At 57.9% G+C, this 17,986-nt stretch carries 10 protein-coding genes; 4 read left to right on the forward strand and 6 right to left on the reverse strand.

The window, feature by feature from the left end; translation table 11 throughout:
- Nucleotides 1-17 precede the first annotated feature (17 nt).
- Nucleotides 18-2,156: a serine/threonine-protein kinase gene (locus B3Z17_RS11080; protein WP_286829842.1), complete on the reverse strand. Its 2,139-nt coding sequence runs from the start codon at nucleotides 2,154-2,156 to the stop codon at nucleotides 18-20.
- A 199-nt stretch (nucleotides 2,157-2,355) separates the two neighbouring features.
- On the opposite strand from B3Z17_RS11080, the gene B3Z17_RS11085 reads away from it, so the two are divergent.
- The gene (locus B3Z17_RS11085; RefSeq protein WP_286829843.1) at nucleotides 2,356-3,876 is read left to right on the forward strand and encodes a sigma 54-interacting transcriptional regulator; all 1,521 of its coding nucleotides are present in this window, start codon (nucleotides 2,356-2,358) and stop codon (nucleotides 3,874-3,876) included.
- A 6-nt stretch (nucleotides 3,877-3,882) separates the two neighbouring features.
- On the opposite strand, the gene B3Z17_RS11090 is transcribed toward B3Z17_RS11085, so the two are convergent.
- From B3Z17_RS11090 to B3Z17_RS11100, 3 genes are all read right to left on the reverse strand, one after another.
- Nucleotides 3,883-6,369, reverse strand: coding sequence for a TonB-dependent receptor domain-containing protein (locus B3Z17_RS11090; protein ID WP_286829844.1), 2,487 nt, complete (start codon nucleotides 6,367-6,369; stop codon nucleotides 3,883-3,885).
- A gap of 3 nt (nucleotides 6,370-6,372) precedes the next feature.
- Nucleotides 6,373-7,380 carry a FecR family protein gene (locus tag B3Z17_RS11095; RefSeq protein ID WP_286829845.1) on the reverse strand — a complete coding sequence of 336 codons (1,008 nt, stop codon included), beginning with the start codon at nucleotides 7,378-7,380 and terminating at the stop codon, nucleotides 6,373-6,375.
- A gap of 94 nt (nucleotides 7,381-7,474) precedes the next feature.
- Nucleotides 7,475-8,095, reverse strand: coding sequence for an RNA polymerase sigma factor (locus B3Z17_RS11100; RefSeq protein WP_286829909.1), 621 nt, complete (start codon nucleotides 8,093-8,095; stop codon nucleotides 7,475-7,477).
- Nucleotides 8,096-8,666: 571 nt separating this feature from the next.
- Between B3Z17_RS11100 and B3Z17_RS11105 the strand changes: the two genes are divergently transcribed.
- Nucleotides 8,667-9,695: a LacI family DNA-binding transcriptional regulator gene (locus B3Z17_RS11105; protein ID WP_068303969.1), complete on the forward strand. Its 1,029-nt coding sequence runs from the start codon at nucleotides 8,667-8,669 to the stop codon at nucleotides 9,693-9,695.
- A gap of 72 nt (nucleotides 9,696-9,767) precedes the next feature.
- Here the strand turns inward: B3Z17_RS11105 and B3Z17_RS11110 are convergent, their stop codons facing one another.
- Together B3Z17_RS11110 and B3Z17_RS11115 are read right to left on the reverse strand one after the other, a co-directional pair.
- Complete coding sequence (locus B3Z17_RS11110) at nucleotides 9,768-11,642, reverse strand: alpha-amylase family glycosyl hydrolase (protein ID WP_286829846.1); 1,875 nt, start codon at nucleotides 11,640-11,642, stop codon at nucleotides 9,768-9,770.
- A gap of 1 nt (nucleotide 11,643) precedes the next feature.
- Entirely contained in the window at nucleotides 11,644-13,167 is a 1,524-nt protein-coding gene (locus tag B3Z17_RS11115; protein WP_286829847.1) for an MFS transporter, read from the reverse strand.
- 389 nt (nucleotides 13,168-13,556) lie between these two features.
- Between B3Z17_RS11115 and B3Z17_RS11120 the strand changes: the two genes are divergently transcribed.
- Nucleotides 13,557-16,325: a TonB-dependent receptor gene (locus B3Z17_RS11120; RefSeq protein WP_286829848.1), complete on the forward strand. Its 2,769-nt coding sequence runs from the start codon at nucleotides 13,557-13,559 to the stop codon at nucleotides 16,323-16,325.
- A 94-nt stretch (nucleotides 16,326-16,419) separates the two neighbouring features.
- On the forward strand, nucleotides 16,420-17,925 hold the full coding sequence (locus B3Z17_RS11125) for a tryptophan halogenase family protein (RefSeq protein WP_286829849.1): 1,506 nt from the start codon (nucleotides 16,420-16,422) through the stop codon (nucleotides 17,923-17,925).
- The last annotated feature ends 61 nt before the right edge of the window (nucleotides 17,926-17,986 follow it).

Below are 17,986 nucleotides of genomic sequence, written 5' to 3' on the forward strand. Positions count from 1 at the left end.
ACAGCAAGATGCGTGCCTTATTTTGATGGTTGGCTGGCAAGAAGTTTGTGATAGGCCGGGTCCTCCCGAAGGGACGCCAGAAACGGTTCGTTTTCAATCTCGCTGACGGGGTGGCCAGCAGCCATTGCTTTTACCAAAAGGTTTAAGGCCTCTGCACGGTTACCGGCCTGTTCCTGCACAACGGATGCACGGAACAAAACATATCTGCTGTTGGGGGCAAGCGAGAGCGCGCGTTTGGTCATTTCAAGGGCTTTGGCGGGCTCCCCAGCTTTGGCATAATAAAGGCCTGCACGACTCAGTAGTGTTGGCCGTTCTTCGTTTGGCTTCATTCGAGCAGTCAAAAGCTGAATAGCCCTGCGATATGCCAATCTTGTGTCTTCCATCTTATTAGGAAGCATGCTGTATGCATCGCCAAGGTTGGCCCAAAGGAAATAGTTGTGGCTGTTGCCTTGGGCATCAATGGCGCGTTCAAAGGCCTGAGCAGATTGGGCATATTGGCCAAGGGAAAAATAGAATGACCCAAGATTGTTGTAAAGCATTGGGTCAGAGCGGACTTGCAGCCCTTTCTGAGTAATAGCTATAGCATCAACTGTTCGGCCCTGCGCAAAAAGTATCGCGCTTAGCGTCCGGTATGAATTGACATTGTCAGGCTGGGACTCAATAGCTCGACGGGTTACATTCTCTGCGGCTTGTTGATCACCTTTTTTGAAGTATAGATCGCCGAGATAGGTCAGTGATCTGCTGTCAGTAGGGTACAACTTTATGACATGTTCGAATTGTTTGACAGCTGCATCGATATTTCCGCGCATCATCTGCAATCTACTATGGCCAAACAGCCCAAAGTAATTGGTCGGGTCTAATGCCAAAGCTTGCTTATATGCATTCTCGGCTTCATTTAGCTCTCCTTGGAATTCATCTGACCAAGCATTGGCTACATGGCCGAGGGAAAGTTGGTCATCCAATTTCAGCGCTAGTTCCGCAGCCGCTTTCGCATTCTTCAGGGTCGCCGGGTCGCTCTCGACATTGGCATATTCCTTCAGCAGCGCGAGGCTGTAGCCCGCTGTTGCCGCAGCATTTTCCGGGTCTTCGGTCAGGATGCTTTGGAAATAGGCCTTGGCTTCCTCAATTGCGCCTTTTTCCTGGCTGTGGCGCAGGCGGTCCATGCCTGCCTCGATGCGGCCGCTGACGGTCAGGGGTTCGTCACCCATGTAGCGGGAGCCGATGAAGCCTGCTCCCAGCGCAATGGCAATGGCGGCCACAGCGGCGATGCGTTTGAAGGAAACCAACCGCTTGGCCTTGTCTGCCGCTTTACGGTCACGGAGCGGCGTGCCGGGGTCGGCGCTGTCGATCGCCTTCAGAACATCCGCGAAGGTCTGGGGCCGGGCCGCGCGCTCCTTGGATAGCATCCGCGCCACCAGGTTGGCGCACCAGGCGGGGGCGTCCGGCGCGTGGGTTGATACCGGCGCTGGGTCCTCGTTCAAAATCAGGTGCACGATCTCGGCGTCCGATCCCGCCTTGAAGGCGCGCTCGCCCGTCAGCACTTCATACAGAAGCGCGCCGAAGGAGAAGATATCAGACACTTCATCGGGCTTCCCGCCCTTCATCACCTCAGGCGCCATGTAAGGCAGCGTGCCCAAAATCAGGCTTTGCCCCAGCGACCCGCGCGTCAGGGTTTCCATGTCATTGGCGGTGGGTGCGGTTTTCGCCAGGCCAAAGTCCACCAGCACCGGAACCCCACCAGATCTCATGATGATGTTGCCGGGTTTGATGTCCGCGTGCACGATGCCGAGTGAATGGCTGGCCCGGAGCGCGTCGGCCAGTTGCCGCACCAGCGCGAGGCGGTCGTCGAACGTTGGGTTCACGCGCGTCAGGTAGTCTTTCAGCGGTTCGCCGTCCAGATATTCCATCACCATGACGGTGTGGCCGTCATGCTCTGAAATCTCATAGAGCGTCACAATATTGGGGTGGTTCAGCTTCGCCAGGGTCTTGGCTTCCACAAGGCTGGCCTTCGGGTCCGCACCGTCAGACACCGACTTGTTCAGAAGCTTGATGGCGACAGAGCGGTCCAGCAGCGTATCTTCGGCGCGGTAAACCGTGCCGTAAGCGCCCTTGCCCACCGTTTCGCCAAGCTGATACCTGCCGATTGCCTCAGCCATAAATAGACTTCCCCCGAGCCACGCACTTTTTGCCCCGCGCACCAGCCCCCACACAAAAGGCTCGCGCCCCTTTGACCTGCCTGCTATATCGCCTTAAGTTGCTATAGAGGCACGCAAAAGTAGACAATATTGCTTTTACGCGCAGGATGATGACATTTCAAGGACAGTGCATCAGGTCCGTGAGCGGGGAGAGGGCAGCATGCAGGACGAAACCGGTGAATACGGCTTGATGGACGAAACCGTATCGGTGGAAGGCGCGCGCACCGGCGGCCCCGGGCGGGAAATTCTGCTGCCCAGCCTGGGGATCATCTGGCACCCTGACGCCTCGCGCATCGGTGCCGTGGCGCCCCTGATGTTCGGCCGTGCGACTGAGGCCAGTGTATCCCGGAACGCACCGCAGTTCCGCAAGCGCGGCGTGAGCGAAGAACCCCTTGCTGACCGCCGGATTTCGCGGTCCGAGGTCAAGATCAAGCGGGTGGGCCCGCGCGAGTTTTCCATCACCCCGCCAGACAGCAAGATGAAGGTTCTGGTGAACGGCCATCAGGTTACCGCGCCCGTGACCGTCAGCCTCGATGCGCTCGGCGACGATATCATCATCACGCTGGCCGGCACCATTGTGCTCTCCCTGTTCCTCAGCCCTGCGGAGGCCGCGCCCGCGCCGCCGGAAGGCCGGCTGCTGGGGGTCAGTGGGGCCATGCAGGCCATCTGGCGGGCGATCAGCCGGGTTGCGCCGACACATCTTCCGGTGCTTATCCGCGGTGAAACCGGCACCGGCAAGGAGTTGGTGGCGCAGGCGCTCCATCTGGCCAGCGACCGGGCGGCTGAAAACCTGGTGTCGATCAATATGGCGACGCTCTCAAAAGAACTTGGTGCGGCGGACCTGTTCGGTGCCACCAAGGGGGCCTTCACCGGCGCCGTCAGGGACCGGGTCGGCTTTTTCGAAACGGCCGACGCCAGCACCATTTTCCTGGATGAAATCGGCGATACACCCGCGGACCTGCAGGCCATGCTGCTGCGCGTGCTGGAGACCGGCGAATTCCGCCGGGTGGGGGAAACCCGTCTCAGGTACACCGGCGCGCGGGTGCTCGCGGCCACTGACCGGCCCCTGGGCGCGGACGATTTCTCGCAGCCGCTCCTCCGCCGCCTTGAAAGCATGGTGATCGAGATGCCGCCGCTTCGTCACCGGCGGGTGGATATTGGCATCCTGATCAAGCATTTCCTCGACACCGGGTCGTTCGGTGCCGCGCCCACGGATTTCACCGAGCATATGACCGCCATGGTGCTGCATGATTGGCCCGGTAATGTGCGGGAACTCAGAAACGCGGTGCAGCAGATGTCCGTCGGGCAGGTGCCCGCGTTCAACGTGCCTGAAATGGGCCCTACGGGTGTGCCCCAAATGGGCCCAAAATCCTCAGGTGTGCCCAAAGCGAAGCCGTCCTACCGCGCGCCGGCGAGCGTGACGGAAGCCGAGATGCTCGCGGCGCTGGATGCCACCGATTGGCGCATCAAGGAGGCGGCAGAGCATCTGAATGTCTCCCGCACCGCGCTCTATGGTTTGATGGAAAAATCCAATAGTGTCAGGACGTTAGAGGATATCTCAGACGCCGACATCCGCACCGCCATGGAGGCTCACCCCGGTGATATCGGCGCCTGGGCGCGGGCGCTGAAGGTCCCCCACGGCGTGCTTGAGCGCCATACCAAGAAGATGATGTTCGACTAGAAGCGCCTAAAAGCGCCAGCCCAGCTCCACGCCGAACGTGCGCGGGCGAAGCGGTGTTGCGTGTAACCCCGTGGAAACCAACACGAAATTCGGGTCATCCGGGTCTTCGCCCTCAATCACTTCAAGGCTGAGCGGGTTGCCGAAGGCGAAAACATTCGATGTGTCGCCGATCAGGTTGTTGCCGTAAACGGTCAGCGACCAATTGTTTTTCTGCAGGCTGAGGCGCGCATTTACCAGGTGATAGCCGTCCATTTCCGGCGAAAAATCGCTCTCGAACAGAAGGTCCGCGCCGCCTTCATAGCTATAGTCCGCGCTCACGCTCGCCCGCAGGTCGTCGTGGACGGTGAATTCCTTGTAAACCGACGCACCCGCAGAAAACTTCGGCGCCGCGGGCAGGGGGGTACCAATTTCGGCCCCGAAACGAGCGGTGGTGTCCGTGAGTTCGCTGTCGCTCGCGGACAGGTGCGCGCGCACCTCAAAGTCATAGGCCGGGCGGTAGGCCAGCTCGAACTCGGCGCCAATCACCCGCGCGTTGCCGACATTGTCGATATCCGGCAGGCCTTCGAAGCTGAATTGCTGGCTCTGGATACGGCGCCACAGGGCCACGTAAACCGCCCCTGACGTGGTCAGCGCCTTGTCGGGGCTCTGGTACTTGTAGCCCACTTCATAGTTGGTCAGCGCGTCGGATTTGTAATTCGTCAGCTCGGTCGCGACTGTTTCGCCACCCCCGATCGGCGTGGGTCCGGCCAGGTTGATGCCGCCCAGCCGGTAGCCTTCCGCCACCTGGGCATAGATCATCAGGTCCTTGGTATGGTGGTAGGCCAGCACCGCCTTGGGCGTGACCCCGGATTTCTTCTGCTCGCCTTCGGTCTGCGCGAACAGGAACAGGCCCAGGTCGACAAGGTCAGAGGACGCGCGTTCGCGGTAGTCGAACCACCGAAAACCGCCGGTGACGGCCAGTTTTTCGGTCAGGAAATAGGTCACCTCGCCAAACAGCGCCGCTTCCTTGAGGGTGCTGGTCAGGTCTTCGGTATAGATATCCAGATCGCCTTCTTCATCCGGCCAGATGACGGACGCGGGGATCGCCAGGTTGGAATTGATCCGCTCATTTCTCTTCGACCAGAAGGACCCGATGGTCCACTCAAGCCGCCCCCCGGTCTTGGACGAGAGGTGCGTCTCATTGCTGGTCGTCGCGATATCGCGGTTCATGGTGAAGGGGCTGGCGACCACATCGATCAGCACCAGTTTCGGCACTGCCAGCGAGCCATCAAAGGTGGCGTCGATATTGCGGTCTGTCCAGCTGAAGGTGGTCTCAAGCGTGCCCCAGCCATAGTCCGCGCCCAGTGTGGCATAGACCTGGCTGAAACTGTCTTTCCTGGGTTCCTGCACATAGTTTCCGCGCTTGCTGAAGCTGCGCTCGACATCATAATAATTGCTGTCGTCGCGGTCGTTTTCCTGCAGGGTGACACCCGCGAGCAGGTGCCAGTTGGGCCCCAGGTTCAGATGGGCCGAAAGCCGCCCGCCATAGGTGTCCGCCTGGTTGACATTATCAAGCCCGAGCCGCAGGTCATCGATATAGCCGCCTTCATGCTCGAAGTAGGCCGCGGCGCGGATGGCCATCTGGTCTTCGACAAGCGGGACATTGACGATGCCGGATAGATTGCGTGAGGCCGTACCGCCCTTGGTCCAGGCAAGGCCTGCGCTGGCGGTGAGCTCAGTTTCCGCCAGATTGGGTTTCTTGGTGACCACCCGGTAGAGACCCGTGAGCGCGCCCGAGCCATAAAGCGTGCCCTGCGGGCCCCGCAGCACCTCGATGCGCTCGACATCCACTAACCGAAGCGATGGGTCGGGCGCGTTGTAGGTCAGGCGCGTATTGTCGAAATAGGTGCTCACGAGCGATTGCGCCCGGCCAGAGAATGCCCCGTCTGACAGCCCGCGCACCATCACCTTGTTCTGGCCATCGCCCTGCGTTGTGGCATGCATGCCCGCAATCCGGCGGGCGGCCGCGTTGGTAGTTTTCAGGCCAAGCTGCTGCTGGGTGCTGGCGCCGATGGCGCTGATACCGTAAGGCAGCTTCTGCAGGTTATCAGTGCGTCTCAGAGACGAGACCATGATCTCCTGCACGAAGGGTTCGCTTTGCGCCTTGGCAGCCGGCTTCGGAACTGTTTTTTCCCTGGCTGGTTCACGGAACACCCGGACTACGCTGGGGCTCACGACCTCGAACGTGAAGCCGGTGCCTTGCAGCAGCTGTGTGAGGCCTTCTTCAACAGTCAGGTCGCCTTTGAGAGCGTGCGCTTTGCCGTCCCGGTATGATAGGGGTGGGCGGCCGATGGAAATGCCCGCCTGACGCGCGAAAGAGGCCAGCGCTTCGGCAAGCGGCATGGCCTCTATCTCAAAATGGCTGGTGTCGGATGCTGTGGCAGCTCCGGGCGGCGCGGCAAGGCAACAGGCCAGCAGCACCGCAGCGGAAGCTGTCTTCCCATTTATGCGCACATGCTACTCCTTGCGACCGATCAGGATTGCCCCATCCGTTTGTTTTACGGTAACCGGCAGCAGTTGTTCAAGCGTCGCAAGCACGGTCTGCTTGTCACCCATGTTAAGGATTCCAGAAAAGTTGATATCCCTCGCGCTGGATGTCACGGCGATGGGTTCGCCGAAATAGCGGCTCAGGTCCCGCGCGATCTGATGCAGCGCCGCGTCTTCATATTCCAGATAGCCTTCAAGCCACGCGGTGACTTGCCGTGCGTCGACTTTTTGGACACGGGTTTCACTGGATTTTTCATAGGCAACCAGTTGGTCGCCGACCCGCAGACGTTCCCGCGCGTCTGACTGGACTTCATCCTCGATCACCTGTGTCGGCGCTACATCCACGATGCCTTCCGCCACGGTAACAACCAGCTGGCTGTCGTGGCGCAGGATATTGAACTGGGTACCCACCACCTGCACAGAACGGTCGCCCAGGCCTACCCGGAAAGGCCGGTCCGGGTTCTTGGCAACGGAAAACAGCGCTTCACCGTACGCGAGGGCTGTCTGGCGCACGTCGCCAGTGAAGGCAACTTCGATTTTCGTGTTGGTGTTCAGCTGCACAGTCGTGCCGTCTTCGAGCGTCACAAGCCGGGTTTCGCCCAGGCCGGTCTGGTAAAATTGCGCATCCGGGGCCATGAAATTGGTGCCGATCATGACCAGCAGGGCTGCGGCCACCGCGGCAGCTGCTCCGGCCCACGCCTTTGGCTTTGTCCAGCGCCAAGCAGCATCGATTACGGTGCCAGTGTCTGTTTCAGTGTTTTCAACGGAAGCCGCCACCACATCAGCGTCCTCTTCAACCATCAGGGCCAGGTCTTCCACATGGTCATAGGCCAGGCGGTTGGCATCATCGGCTTCAAGCCAGTCTGTGAAGGCAAGCCAGTCGGCCTCCGTCACGCTGTCGCCAGTGAGGCGCGCGTGCCAGCGGGCAGCGGCGTCAAGCCGCTCGTCCGTCAGGAAACTGGTATCGGTTTTGGTCATCTGTCTGTACTGCCTTCACGAGCCCTGGGGGCTCAAATCAATCCTATTCAGGGTTAAGACGCCACCACAGGCACCCACCCGCCATGTCCAGCTGCTAATCCTTGTCCTTCAGGTGCAGGACAAGGAACTTCATGGCCTTGGCCATGTGTTTTTCCACTGTGCTGACCGCAATCCCAAGGCTTTCGCTAACCTCGCGGTGGCTTTTGCCCTTCAATTTGTGCAGCACAAATACCTTGCGGCATTGGGGCGGTAATTGCTTGAGCGCTTCTGATACCTGCGCCAGCTTCTGCTTGGCTTCAATCGCGCGGTCTGCAGCCGGGCCTTCGTCAACGCTTTCACCGCCCTGGTCTGCCCTGCTGACATCCACCCAAGCCTTGTCGCGCGCCATCTGCCGGGTCTTCTGACGGCGGTGGTCCAGCGCCACATTATTGGCCATGCGGAACAGATAGGCGCCAACATTACTGATGGCTGAGGCATCCTCAATGCGCTCCAGCTTCAGATACAGGTCCTGCAGCAGATCATCGGCGACAGTTTCATCCCGAAACCGCGCGACCAGAAATCGCTTCAGTGCCGGGCGTTTTTCCAGGAACGCCTCCAGCAATATTGATTTTGTTCCAGTATCCAAAAGGGTCGCCCTGACAAATGCGGCGCCTTCCGCGCCGCCATACCGGTGCCAACCATTCCAGATGTCAAAAGATTTCGCAATATCGCTCATAAGCAAAAATAAAATGGCCCCCCGCCAAAGAGGGAAACGGGGGGCCAGGTTACGGGCCAGAGCTCGATCGCAAGCTGGACAAAATTATCCATACTCAGCCCGATGAGGAAATCGTCTTCAAGCAGCGGACGCGCCGAGGATAACTCCCCGGCGCCGCCCCACAGGCCGTCATCACCATGACCCCCATCGATGGTAATGTCGTCCGCGCTACCAGAGGGTCTTGTGGCGCCAGCCTCGCCGACCTTCTGGTGATTTCGGGTGCCCAATCTGTCCGGCCATCAGCAGCCCTCTCGAGTGCAAGGTCTTGCTGCTGCCTCCTGAGCGGCCAGGGCACCCAGAAATTCTCACCCCTTCGGGTGGTCTACTAGGACTATGACGCCGCGCGTGAGTGATACCCGCCATTCAAAAAAACATTTTTTATTGGTGGTGATTTGACGGCGGAAATGGGCAGGATCGGCCCTCTGTTTGCAAAAATAAAAGGCTTCCAAAATAATGGAATTTCTTGCTAAAACAGGGATAAGAAAGAATACGACAGAAAATTTTGCAAAAATATGCAACTCGGGGTGACAGCATGAGTGACGACGAAAAAGAAAAAAATCTTCACCGTCTGGAGGATCTGGCCGCAATTGCCGGTGTGTCGATTTCCACTGTGTCGCGCGCGCTGAATGACAGCCCGCTGGTATCGGACCGCACCAAGAAGAAGATCCTGTCGCTAGCCCAAAGCAATAACTACAACGGCCGCCTGCGCGACAAGGTCTATACCGAGGATGCAGACAAGACGATCTCCATCGTGATCCCGCCGCCGCAGGGCCGCGACACGCGCCTGTCTGACCCCTTCACGCTGGACCTGATTGGCGGTATCGGTGACGCGCTCAAGGAACAGAATTGCGACCTTCTGATTTCGCACCTGACGATGACCGATTACCACAGCGCTGCAAACCTTGTGGCCAGTGGCCGGTGCGACGGCCTGATCGTGCTGGGGCAGAGCACAATGCACAAACAGCTAAACCAGTTGGCGGCACAGCGTGTGCCGTTTGTGACTTGGGGTGCACAGTTCCCGGATCAGCGCTATTGCTCGGTCGGCAGTGATAACCGCCAGGGCGGGCGCCGTGCCACTAATCACCTGATCCGTATGGGGCGCACGCGCATTGCCTTCGTGGGCGACTGTGAAGGGCCTGAGATGAAGTTGCGGCAGGAAGGCTACCGTGAGGCGCTTGATCAGAACGGCATCGCCTTTGACCCACGCCTCGTCAGGCCTGCGCATTTCTATCCGGAATCCGCCATGGAGGCGGTGGATGTGCTGGTGGAGCAGGGCGTCGAGTTTGATGGCGTTGTTGCCATGTCGGACATGATCGCCATCGGCGCCATGAAGGCGCTGGCGAACCGCGGCATCAATGTGCCCAAGGACGTATCCGTGATTGGCTATGATGATGTGCTTGTGGCGGCTTATTCAAGCCCTGCGCTCAGCACCATTCGCCAGGACGTGACGAAGGCGGGGCGGCTTCTGGTTTCCAAATTGCTGCGCATGCTGGAAGGCGAGGATGTGCAGTCTTCCACGCTGCCGACGGACCTGATTATCCGCGAAAGCTGCGGGTCTTAAGTCTTCCTTATATGGATATGAAAAAGGCGGCACCAACGGGCGCCGCCTTTTTTGTTTGGGTATCGGCTTTGATCAGCCCTCGCAGGCTGCTGGTTTGAACAGGGCCCAACTCAGCGCTGGTGCCGTGTAGGCCTCGCCAGTCTCACCCGCTGTGCCGTCGATGAAACAGAGGGGGTCTTCAAGCGCCGGGACGCTTGCTGTCGCCACCTCGGCCGAGGTGTTGAAGACCGCCAGAACCGTGTCGCCTGTGGTTTCGTCCGTGCGCTCAAACACCAGCAGCCCGGGTTCACTGTCGGCATGCAGGAAAGTCATCTTGCCGTGCCTGAGGGCCGGGTGCGCGCGCTTGACCATGGTGAAGCGCTGCATGGCCTGATAAAGAGGGTGATCGACGTCGAAATTATCCTCGGCGCTCGATTTTTCCGTGCCCAGCAGGTCATTGTCGGCGTAGGACGCCACCTGGCTCACAAACATATCTTCGCGCGCGTCCTGGTCATGGCCGTCGCCGATAAAGCCTTGTTCGTCGCCATAATAAATCACCGGAACCCCGCGGCTGTAGAACATCAGCGCGTGGGCGAGCAGATCTTTCTTGAAGGATACTTCCGGGCTTTCGTCCGGATTGCCGCGGCGGATGAAATGGGCGATGCGGCCCATATCGTGATTGCCCAGGAAAATGGGCAGCGACCGGGCGTCGCCCTTCACCGGCTGATAAAGGGTGTCTTTTTCAATGGTTTCCGCCAGTGCCTGCGGACCCTTATTTTCCGAGAACATCTGATAGGCGGCTGACTGGAAAGCAAAATCCAGCACGAAGGGCACCTTGGCCTCATTGGTGAAGTGGCTGAGGCGCTCCGGCGTGGGTTCATACACCTCACCAAACATGTAGAAGTTCGGGATGCCTTCGGCCTCGGCGTGGGCCGTGATGGCAGGTGCGAAAGTTTGCCAGAAGCTGTCGTTCACATGCTTGACCGTGTCGATGCGGAAGCCGTCGATCTTGAATTCCGAGATCCAGAATTTATAGATGTCGATAAAGCCTTCCTTAACGTCCGGATGTTCGGTGAACAGGTCATCAAGGCCCGCGAAATCACCGTAGAGTGAGCTTTCACCCTGCCATTCGCTGTCGCCGCGATTGTGGTAATAGCGCATGTCGTTGAGCCACGCCGGCACCTTCACATCTTCTTCGCCCGCAGGCACATAGGGCGTGTAGGCATAATCAAGGGCGGTCAGCTTGTCGAAATTGTCTTTCGTCTGGTGCTCTGGGTCGTCGCCTAGGAAGCCTGCGTTGATGGCTTCACCGTCCGGACCGCCTTTGGTGGTGTAGGGGAAGGCTTCTTTGCTGCGGTAATCGCACAGCGGCACGTTTGCCGGGTCGCTGCCGCGGGGGAAGCATTCCTCATATTTGATCACGTCGGCCGTGTGGTTGGTGATGATGTCGAAAATCACCTTCATATTGCGCTTGTGCGCTTCATCCACCAGCGTCTTGAGGTCATCATTTGTGCCCAGGTGCGGGTCGATCTGGGTGAAGTCCGTGATCCAGTAGCCGTGGTAGGCGGCTGTCATATTCACCGGGTTGCCCTGCACGGGCTTGTTCTTGAAGATGGGTGTCATCCAGATGGCGCTGACACCCATGTCAGCCAGATAATCCAGCTTTTCCGTCAGGCCCTTGAAGTCCCCGCCATGGAAGAATCCCTTGTGGGTTGGGTCAAAGCCGTGTGTGGTGGCGTCGCCACCAAAGCCGCCGGTGTCGTTGGACGGGTCGCCGTTATTGAACCGGTCAGGCATGACGAAATACATCACATCATCGGTGATCGGACGGCTGATGTATGGCTCCAGCAGTTCCGGGCGAACGGTGATGGGGTCTTCCGGGGGCAAGGCTTTATCAGCCTGGTCACAGCCAGAAAGAAGGGTCAGGGCAAGGCCGAAGGCGGCCAGGTTTGTTCGTTGAAATTTCATGTTATTCGGCCTCCGGCTCGGCGACATTGAGGGTGGCAAGGGCTGCAATGATCATGGAGCAGCCGGCAAACACAAGGCCATAGATGGCCTGGCCGGCAAACAGTTCACTGACCAGGAGGCCCAGCGTGGTGGACGCCACGATTTGTGGGATCACGATGAAGAAATTGAAGATGCCCATATAGATGCCCATCTTGTGGTGCGCGACCGCGCTTGAGAGCAGCGAATAGGGGATCGACAGGATCGATGCCCAACCAAAGCCGACAAGCCCCATGGACACCACCAGCCAGTCTGGGTCGGTGACCAGATAGAAGGACGCCAGCCCGATGCCGCCGAGCGTCAGGTTCAGCATGTGGATTTTACGGCGGCCGATCCTGTTGGCGCAAAGCGCGATGAAGATGGCTGCGCCGATGGTCACGATATTGCGCACCGAATTCAGCACGCCGGCCCAGTTGGCGCCGGTATTATAAAGCTCGCTTGACGGGTCCAGGGCGCCAAAATGGAAGGCCGTGACCGCCGGCGTGGTGAAGGACCACATGGCGAACATGGCAAACCACGAAAAGAACTGCACGACGGCCAGCTGCTTCATGACCGTGGGCATCAGCATCAGGTCATCTGTGATTTCCACAATGGCGGATGTGGTTTTTCCTTTGGCTTTGCTGGCTGACACGATCAGGCGCAGCAGGCCAAACACGGCCACGCCACCTGACAGGATATGCAGCCGGTAGGATCCATCTGTCATATAGATAAGAAGCGAGGCGGCGGCGCCGACAATAAGCCACAGGAGGCCGCCTGATTTATGGCGCTGTGGCGTGATCAGCGCCCTCTCTTCATCTGACTGGGTGTGCGCAGCGGCGGCTTCGCCAATCGCCTGCTCGGCTTTGTTGAAGGCTTCAAGTTCCTCGGGGGCATACTCCTTGGTGGTGAAGACAGTCCACAGCACGCAGATCAGCAAAAAGATGCCACCGGTATAGAAGGCGTAAACCACCGAATCCGGGATGATGCCGGGATCGGCCTCGTTCGCCACACCGAACATGTTGGTCATGATCCACGGAAGTGCCGCGGCAACCGATGCACCAGTGCCAATGAAGAAGGTCTGCATGGCATAGCCAAGAGACCGCTGGCGGTTCGGCAGCATGTCACCCACAAAGGCGCGAAATGGTTCCATCGCGATATTGAAGGAGGCATCCATGATCCACAGCATGCCTGCCGCGATCCAGAGTGTCGGCGAGTTGGGCATAATCAGAAGCGCAAGTGTCGACAGAATCGCGCCATAGAAAAAATAGGGGCGCCGGCGGCCAAGCCGGGTCCATGTCTTGTCGCTCATATAGCCGATGATCGGCTGGACAATCAGGCCCGTAAGCGGCGCGGCCACCCACAGTATGGCAATTTCGTCGATGTTGGCGCCCAGCGTCTGGAAGATACGGCTGACATTACTGACCTGCAGTTCGAAGCCGAACTGAATGCCCATAAAGCCGATACACATGTTCCAGATTTGCCAGAAGCTCAGCGCAGGTTTTTGCGTCATGCGATGATCCCGTTCCCTATAATAATGCGGCACCGAAGAATCGGGCCTCCCTTCCTGTTGTCTAGGATTAGCAATTTTTGCAAAAAATGCAAAAAGAATATTGCAAAAGACGTCTTTGCAAACTTGCAAGGCAGCTAAATCGGTCTCTTGTAACGTGATATATCACTCTATAACCCTTTATATGAGCCAGTATACGCAAAACTGTTGCAGGAAAGACACAGTTTGCATGGTCGCTGCAATAAATAGCAAAAATATGAAAAAATGACTTGATGTTTGCAAAGTGATGCGCGAACTTTCGACACAGGGAAAGTTGCGGAAGTTTAACTTTTGGCCAGTAGGATCGGCCTGTGGGTTTGCTTCCAGGGTTAATACAGGGAAGGGAAGGCTTCATGCGTACCTCTAAATTTAAGTCTCATTTTTTATCCTTTGCGTCGGCTTCCGCCATCGCATTCGCCGCACAGCCTGTGCTTGCACAGGACAGCTCATCTGACACCGATGAGGACGAAGGCGTACAACTGGAAGAAATCGTTGTTACGGGCATCCGTGCATCGATCATGAGCTCGGTTGCCCGCAAGCGGGAAAGCAGCTCCATCGTGGAAGCGATCTCAGCGGAAGACCTGGGCAAGTTGCCTGACGCGTCTATTGCCGAATCGATTGCCCGCCTGCCGGGTCTTGCAGCACAGCGCCTTGACGGCCGCGCCAACGTGATCTCGATCCGCGGTCTGGCGCCAGACTTCACCACCACCACACTGAATGGCCGCGAGCAGGTTTCTGCAAACAACGGCCGTGCGGTTGAATATGACCAATACCCATCAGAGCTGATCAACGGCGTGACCATTTATAAAACGCCGGACGCCAGCCTGACCAGCCAAGCTGTTGGTGGTACCGTTGACCTGCAGACCATCAAGCCTCTGGCGTACGGCGAGCAGGCCATTGTAGTGAACCTGCGCGGCGAATATGCGGATCTGGGTGCGCTCAATTCCGGCACGACGGCGCTTGGCTACCGCGCCAGCATTTCCTACGTTGACCAGTTCAACGACGATCAGGTTGGCATCGCGCTAGGTTACGCCCGCATGCTGTCACCAACGCAGGAAGAGCGCTGGAACAGCTGGGGCTTCCCGGAAGCGGCTGACGGCAACCTGATCATTGGTGGTGCCAAGCCTTATGTGAAATCGAACGAGCTGACGCGCGACGGCTTCCTGGGTGTGCTTGAATATGCACCACACGACAGCAAGTTCCGCACAACCATCGACGCCTATTATTCCAAGTTCGATGACGAGCAGACCCTGCGCGGTATTGAAATTCCACTGGCATGGTCTGGCGCGCAGCTGCAGGACGGCTACACAGTTGAAGATGGTCTGATCACGCAGGGCCAGTTCAACGGCGCAGAGGTTGTAGTGCGTAACGACTTCGTAAACCGCGAAGCTGAAACGCTGGCCATCGGCTGGAACACCGAATATCAGGTGAATGACAATCTGACGATCGAACTGGACCTCAGCCACTCCAGCGTTGACCGTATCGAAAGCAACATGGAAACCTACGCGGGTACCGGTCGTGGTAGCGGCAATGGTGCCACTGATAACCTGGGTTTCACCATCGGTGCGGACGGCAACGCTGTCTTCACCCATGGTCTTGACTATTCTGATCCGAACCTCATTCAGCTTGGCGGTCCGCTTAGTTGGGGTTGGGGCCTGTTTGTTGCTGGCTTCTATCCAGATGATCAAGCCCAGGACGGCTTTATCAACGCACCGGAAACCGATGACGAACTGTCTGCCGTTCGCCTGAGCGCCGAACAATTCATGGACGAAGGCTTCCTGTCCAGCGTTGAATATGGTGTTCGCTTCTCAAAGCGGAGTAAAACGCTGCTGGACCAGGGCTTCTTCCTGACGCTCAATGAATATCCAGCGGACGTTCCGGTGCCTAGCCAGTTCCTTGAGGACCCAACGTCGCTTGAGTTTATCGGCATGGGTGACGTGCTCAGCTATGATGCGCAAGCGCTGTTTGAAAGCGGCGCCTATGTGATCAATGACGAAGCCGCCAGCACGCAGTCCCGTCTGACTAACAGCTGGACCGTGACCGAGAAAGTTGTGAACTTGTATGCCCAGGCCAATATCGACACCGAGCTAGGCAACCTGCCGGTTACCGGTAACGTCGGCCTGCAGGCTGTTTACACCGACCAAAGCTCAGATGGTTGGGCAGCCAAGACAGTAGACAACCAAGTGGTTGCAGCACCTGTTACGGAAGGCACTGATTACTGGGACTTCCTGCCAAGCCTGAACCTCAGCTTCAATCTGGATGACAACAACAAGCTCCGTGTTGGTGTTGCACAGGTTCTGGCACGTGCACCAATGGCTGACATGAACGCAGGCTTCGGCTTTGGTTTCGACCAGCAGAACCTGATCTTCACCGGTGGTGGCGGTAACCCGAACCTGAAGCCGTTCAAGACCTGGCAGTATGACCTGTCCTACGAGCACTATTTCGGCGAGGGCGCTTATGTGTCGGTTGCTGGTTTCTACAAGCAGATCACAAGCTTCCCGTTCAGCTCGTCTGAAACCTATGACTTTGCGGAAGTTCTGGGCCCACTGGGCGAGGACCTGACGTTTGTCGACGGTGACGGCAATGAGTTTACGCTTTCGACCATCGGTCGCCGCGACTTCAAGGACAACGTAGACGGCGGTAAGATCTACGGTATCGAACTTTCGGGTTCCCTGCCGTTCGCGAACTTCTCAGAAGCGCTTGACGGCTTCGGTATCCTTGGTTCGGCTTCCTTTACCAAAAGCTCGATCATCGACCCGAACAGTCAGGAGAAAATCACGCTCCCTGGCCTGTCGAAGACTGTTCTGAATGGTACGATCTACTATGAAAAGTATGGCTTCCAGGCACGTGCCAGCGTTCGTCACCGTTCTTCGTTCCTGGGTGAAGTTTCCGCCCTCAGCCTCACCCGTGTGAAGGTTGATGTGGAAGCAGAAACCATCGTTGATGCGCAACTTGGCTACGACCTCAGTGAAGTTGGTGTGGATGGCCTGACCGTTCTGTTCCAGGTGAACAACCTGACGAACCAGCCGTTCACCACCTTCTACAACTCAGACAGCCGCCAGGTGCGTGACTTCCAGAACTATGGCCGTACCTTCCTTTTCGGTCTGAACTATAAATTCTAGTCAGATCCGGCTGAGGCTGGTTGAAACAATTGCCCCTGCCGATATGATCGTCGGCAGGGGTATTTCTTTTTCAGGGTTTGGGTGAGGGCATAGCGTGCAACAGGGCAGCATCAAGAAACTGGTAATCGTGGGCGGTGGCACCGCTGGCTGGATGGCGGCGAGCCTCCTCGTCAAGTTGATGCGCGGCCAGCTTGAGATTGTCCTCATTGAATCCGACGATATCGGCACGGTGGGCGTGGGCGAAGCTACCATCCCGCCGATCCAGATTTTCAACAATGTGCTGGGCCTGAATGAAGACGAGTTCGTCAAGGCCACCCAGGGCACCTTCAAGCTGGGGATCCAGTTCGAAAATTGGGGGGCGGTGGGCGACAAATATATGCACGCCTTCGGCTCCATCGGTCGGCAGATCGGCATGGTGCCGTTCCAGCATTATTGGCTGCGCGCGAAAGAGGCCGGCTTTGCGGGTGACCTGTGGGATTTTTCCTTCAACTATCAGGCGGCGAAGGAAGACCGGTTCGACCGTATGCGCCAGATCCCCAATTCGCCGCTCGAGGGCATCACCCATGCCTTCCATTTCGATGCCGGACTTTATGCGCGCTACCTTCGGAAAGGCTGTGAGCTTTCGGGCGTCAACCGCATTGAGGGCATGATCACCGACGTGTCGCTTGATAGCGCAAGCGGCAACATTGCATCCGTCACGCTCAAGGACGGGCAGGTGGTCGAAGGCGATTTCTTCATCGATTGCTCGGGCTTCCGCTCGCTCCTTCTCGGCCAAGCGCTTGGGGTGGGATATACGGACTGGACAGGCTGGCTGCCGTGCGACAGGGCCGTGGCGGTGCCCGCGGAAAATGGCCCGCGCATGCGGCCCTACACCCAGTCGATCGCCCACAAGGCCGGCTGGCAGTGGCGCATCCCGCTGCAGCACCGGGCAGGAAACGGCCATGTTTTCTGCTCTGACCATATCAGCGAAGACGAAGCCACCCAGACGCTCCTCGACAATCTTGAGGGCAAGCCGCTGGCGGACCCACGGGTGATCCCGTTCAAGACCGGGCGGCGCGAGAAATTCTGGCACAAGAACTGTATCGCGGTGGGCTTATCAAGCGGCTTCCTGGAGCCGCTGGAGAGCACCAGCATTCACCTGATCCAGACAAGCATCGTGCGCTTTGTGCAGATGTTCCCATCTCTGGGGCTGGATGCGACCAATATTGATGAATATAACGAGCAGGTCGGCTTCGAGTTCGAAAGCATCCGCGACTTTATTATCCTGCATTATCATGCGACCGAAAGGGACGATAGCGCCTTCTGGAAGCGCTGCCGCACGATGGAGATCCCCGAAAGCCTGAAGCACAAGATGGACCTGTTCCGAGAGACCGGCCGCATTTTCCGCTTCAATAATGAGTTGTTCTCGGAAGCTGGTTGGCTGCAGGTGATGCTGGGCCAGCGTGTGATGCCGAAGGCCTACCACCCGATGGCGGACGGCTTGAGCGACAAACAGCTCAGGGAATATTTCACCAATTTGAAAACCATCATCAGCGGCACCGTGCCCAAGCTGCCAAAACAGGTCGACTTTATCGCCAAACACTGCGCGTCTGTCCTGTAAGTGCAGCAAGGCTCAAATCGCCACTTGAGCTGTACTCGCTAAGATTGTTTATATGCAAGTA

The organism is Kordiimonas sp. UBA4487 (assembly GCF_002389025.1).
In the GTDB taxonomy this organism is placed as follows: domain Bacteria; phylum Pseudomonadota; class Alphaproteobacteria; order Sphingomonadales; family Kordiimonadaceae; genus Kordiimonas; species Kordiimonas lacus.

Bases quoted from the DNA above. Each gene is read 5' to 3' on its own strand.
- B3Z17_RS11110 (WP_286829846.1), bottom strand. From the start codon at position 11,642: ATGAAATTTCAACGAACAAACCTGGCCGCCTTCGGCCTTGCCCTGACC.
- B3Z17_RS11105 (WP_068303969.1), top strand. From the start codon at position 8,667: ATGAGTGACGACGAAAAAGAAAAAAATCTTCACCGTCTGGAGGATCTG.
- B3Z17_RS11085 (WP_286829843.1), top strand. From the start codon at position 2,356: ATGCAGGACGAAACCGGTGAATACGGCTTGATGGACGAAACCGTATCG.
- B3Z17_RS11120 (WP_286829848.1), top strand. From the start codon at position 13,557: ATGCGTACCTCTAAATTTAAGTCTCATTTTTTATCCTTTGCGTCGGCT.
- B3Z17_RS11080 (WP_286829842.1), bottom strand. From the start codon at position 2,156: ATGGCTGAGGCAATCGGCAGGTATCAGCTTGGCGAAACGGTGGGCAAG.
- B3Z17_RS11095 (WP_286829845.1), bottom strand. From the start codon at position 7,380: ATGACCAAAACCGATACCAGTTTCCTGACGGACGAGCGGCTTGACGCC.
- B3Z17_RS11115 (WP_286829847.1), bottom strand. From the start codon at position 13,167: ATGACGCAAAAACCTGCGCTGAGCTTCTGGCAAATCTGGAACATGTGT.
- B3Z17_RS11100 (WP_286829909.1), bottom strand. From the start codon at position 8,095: ATGAGCGATATTGCGAAATCTTTTGACATCTGGAATGGTTGGCACCGG.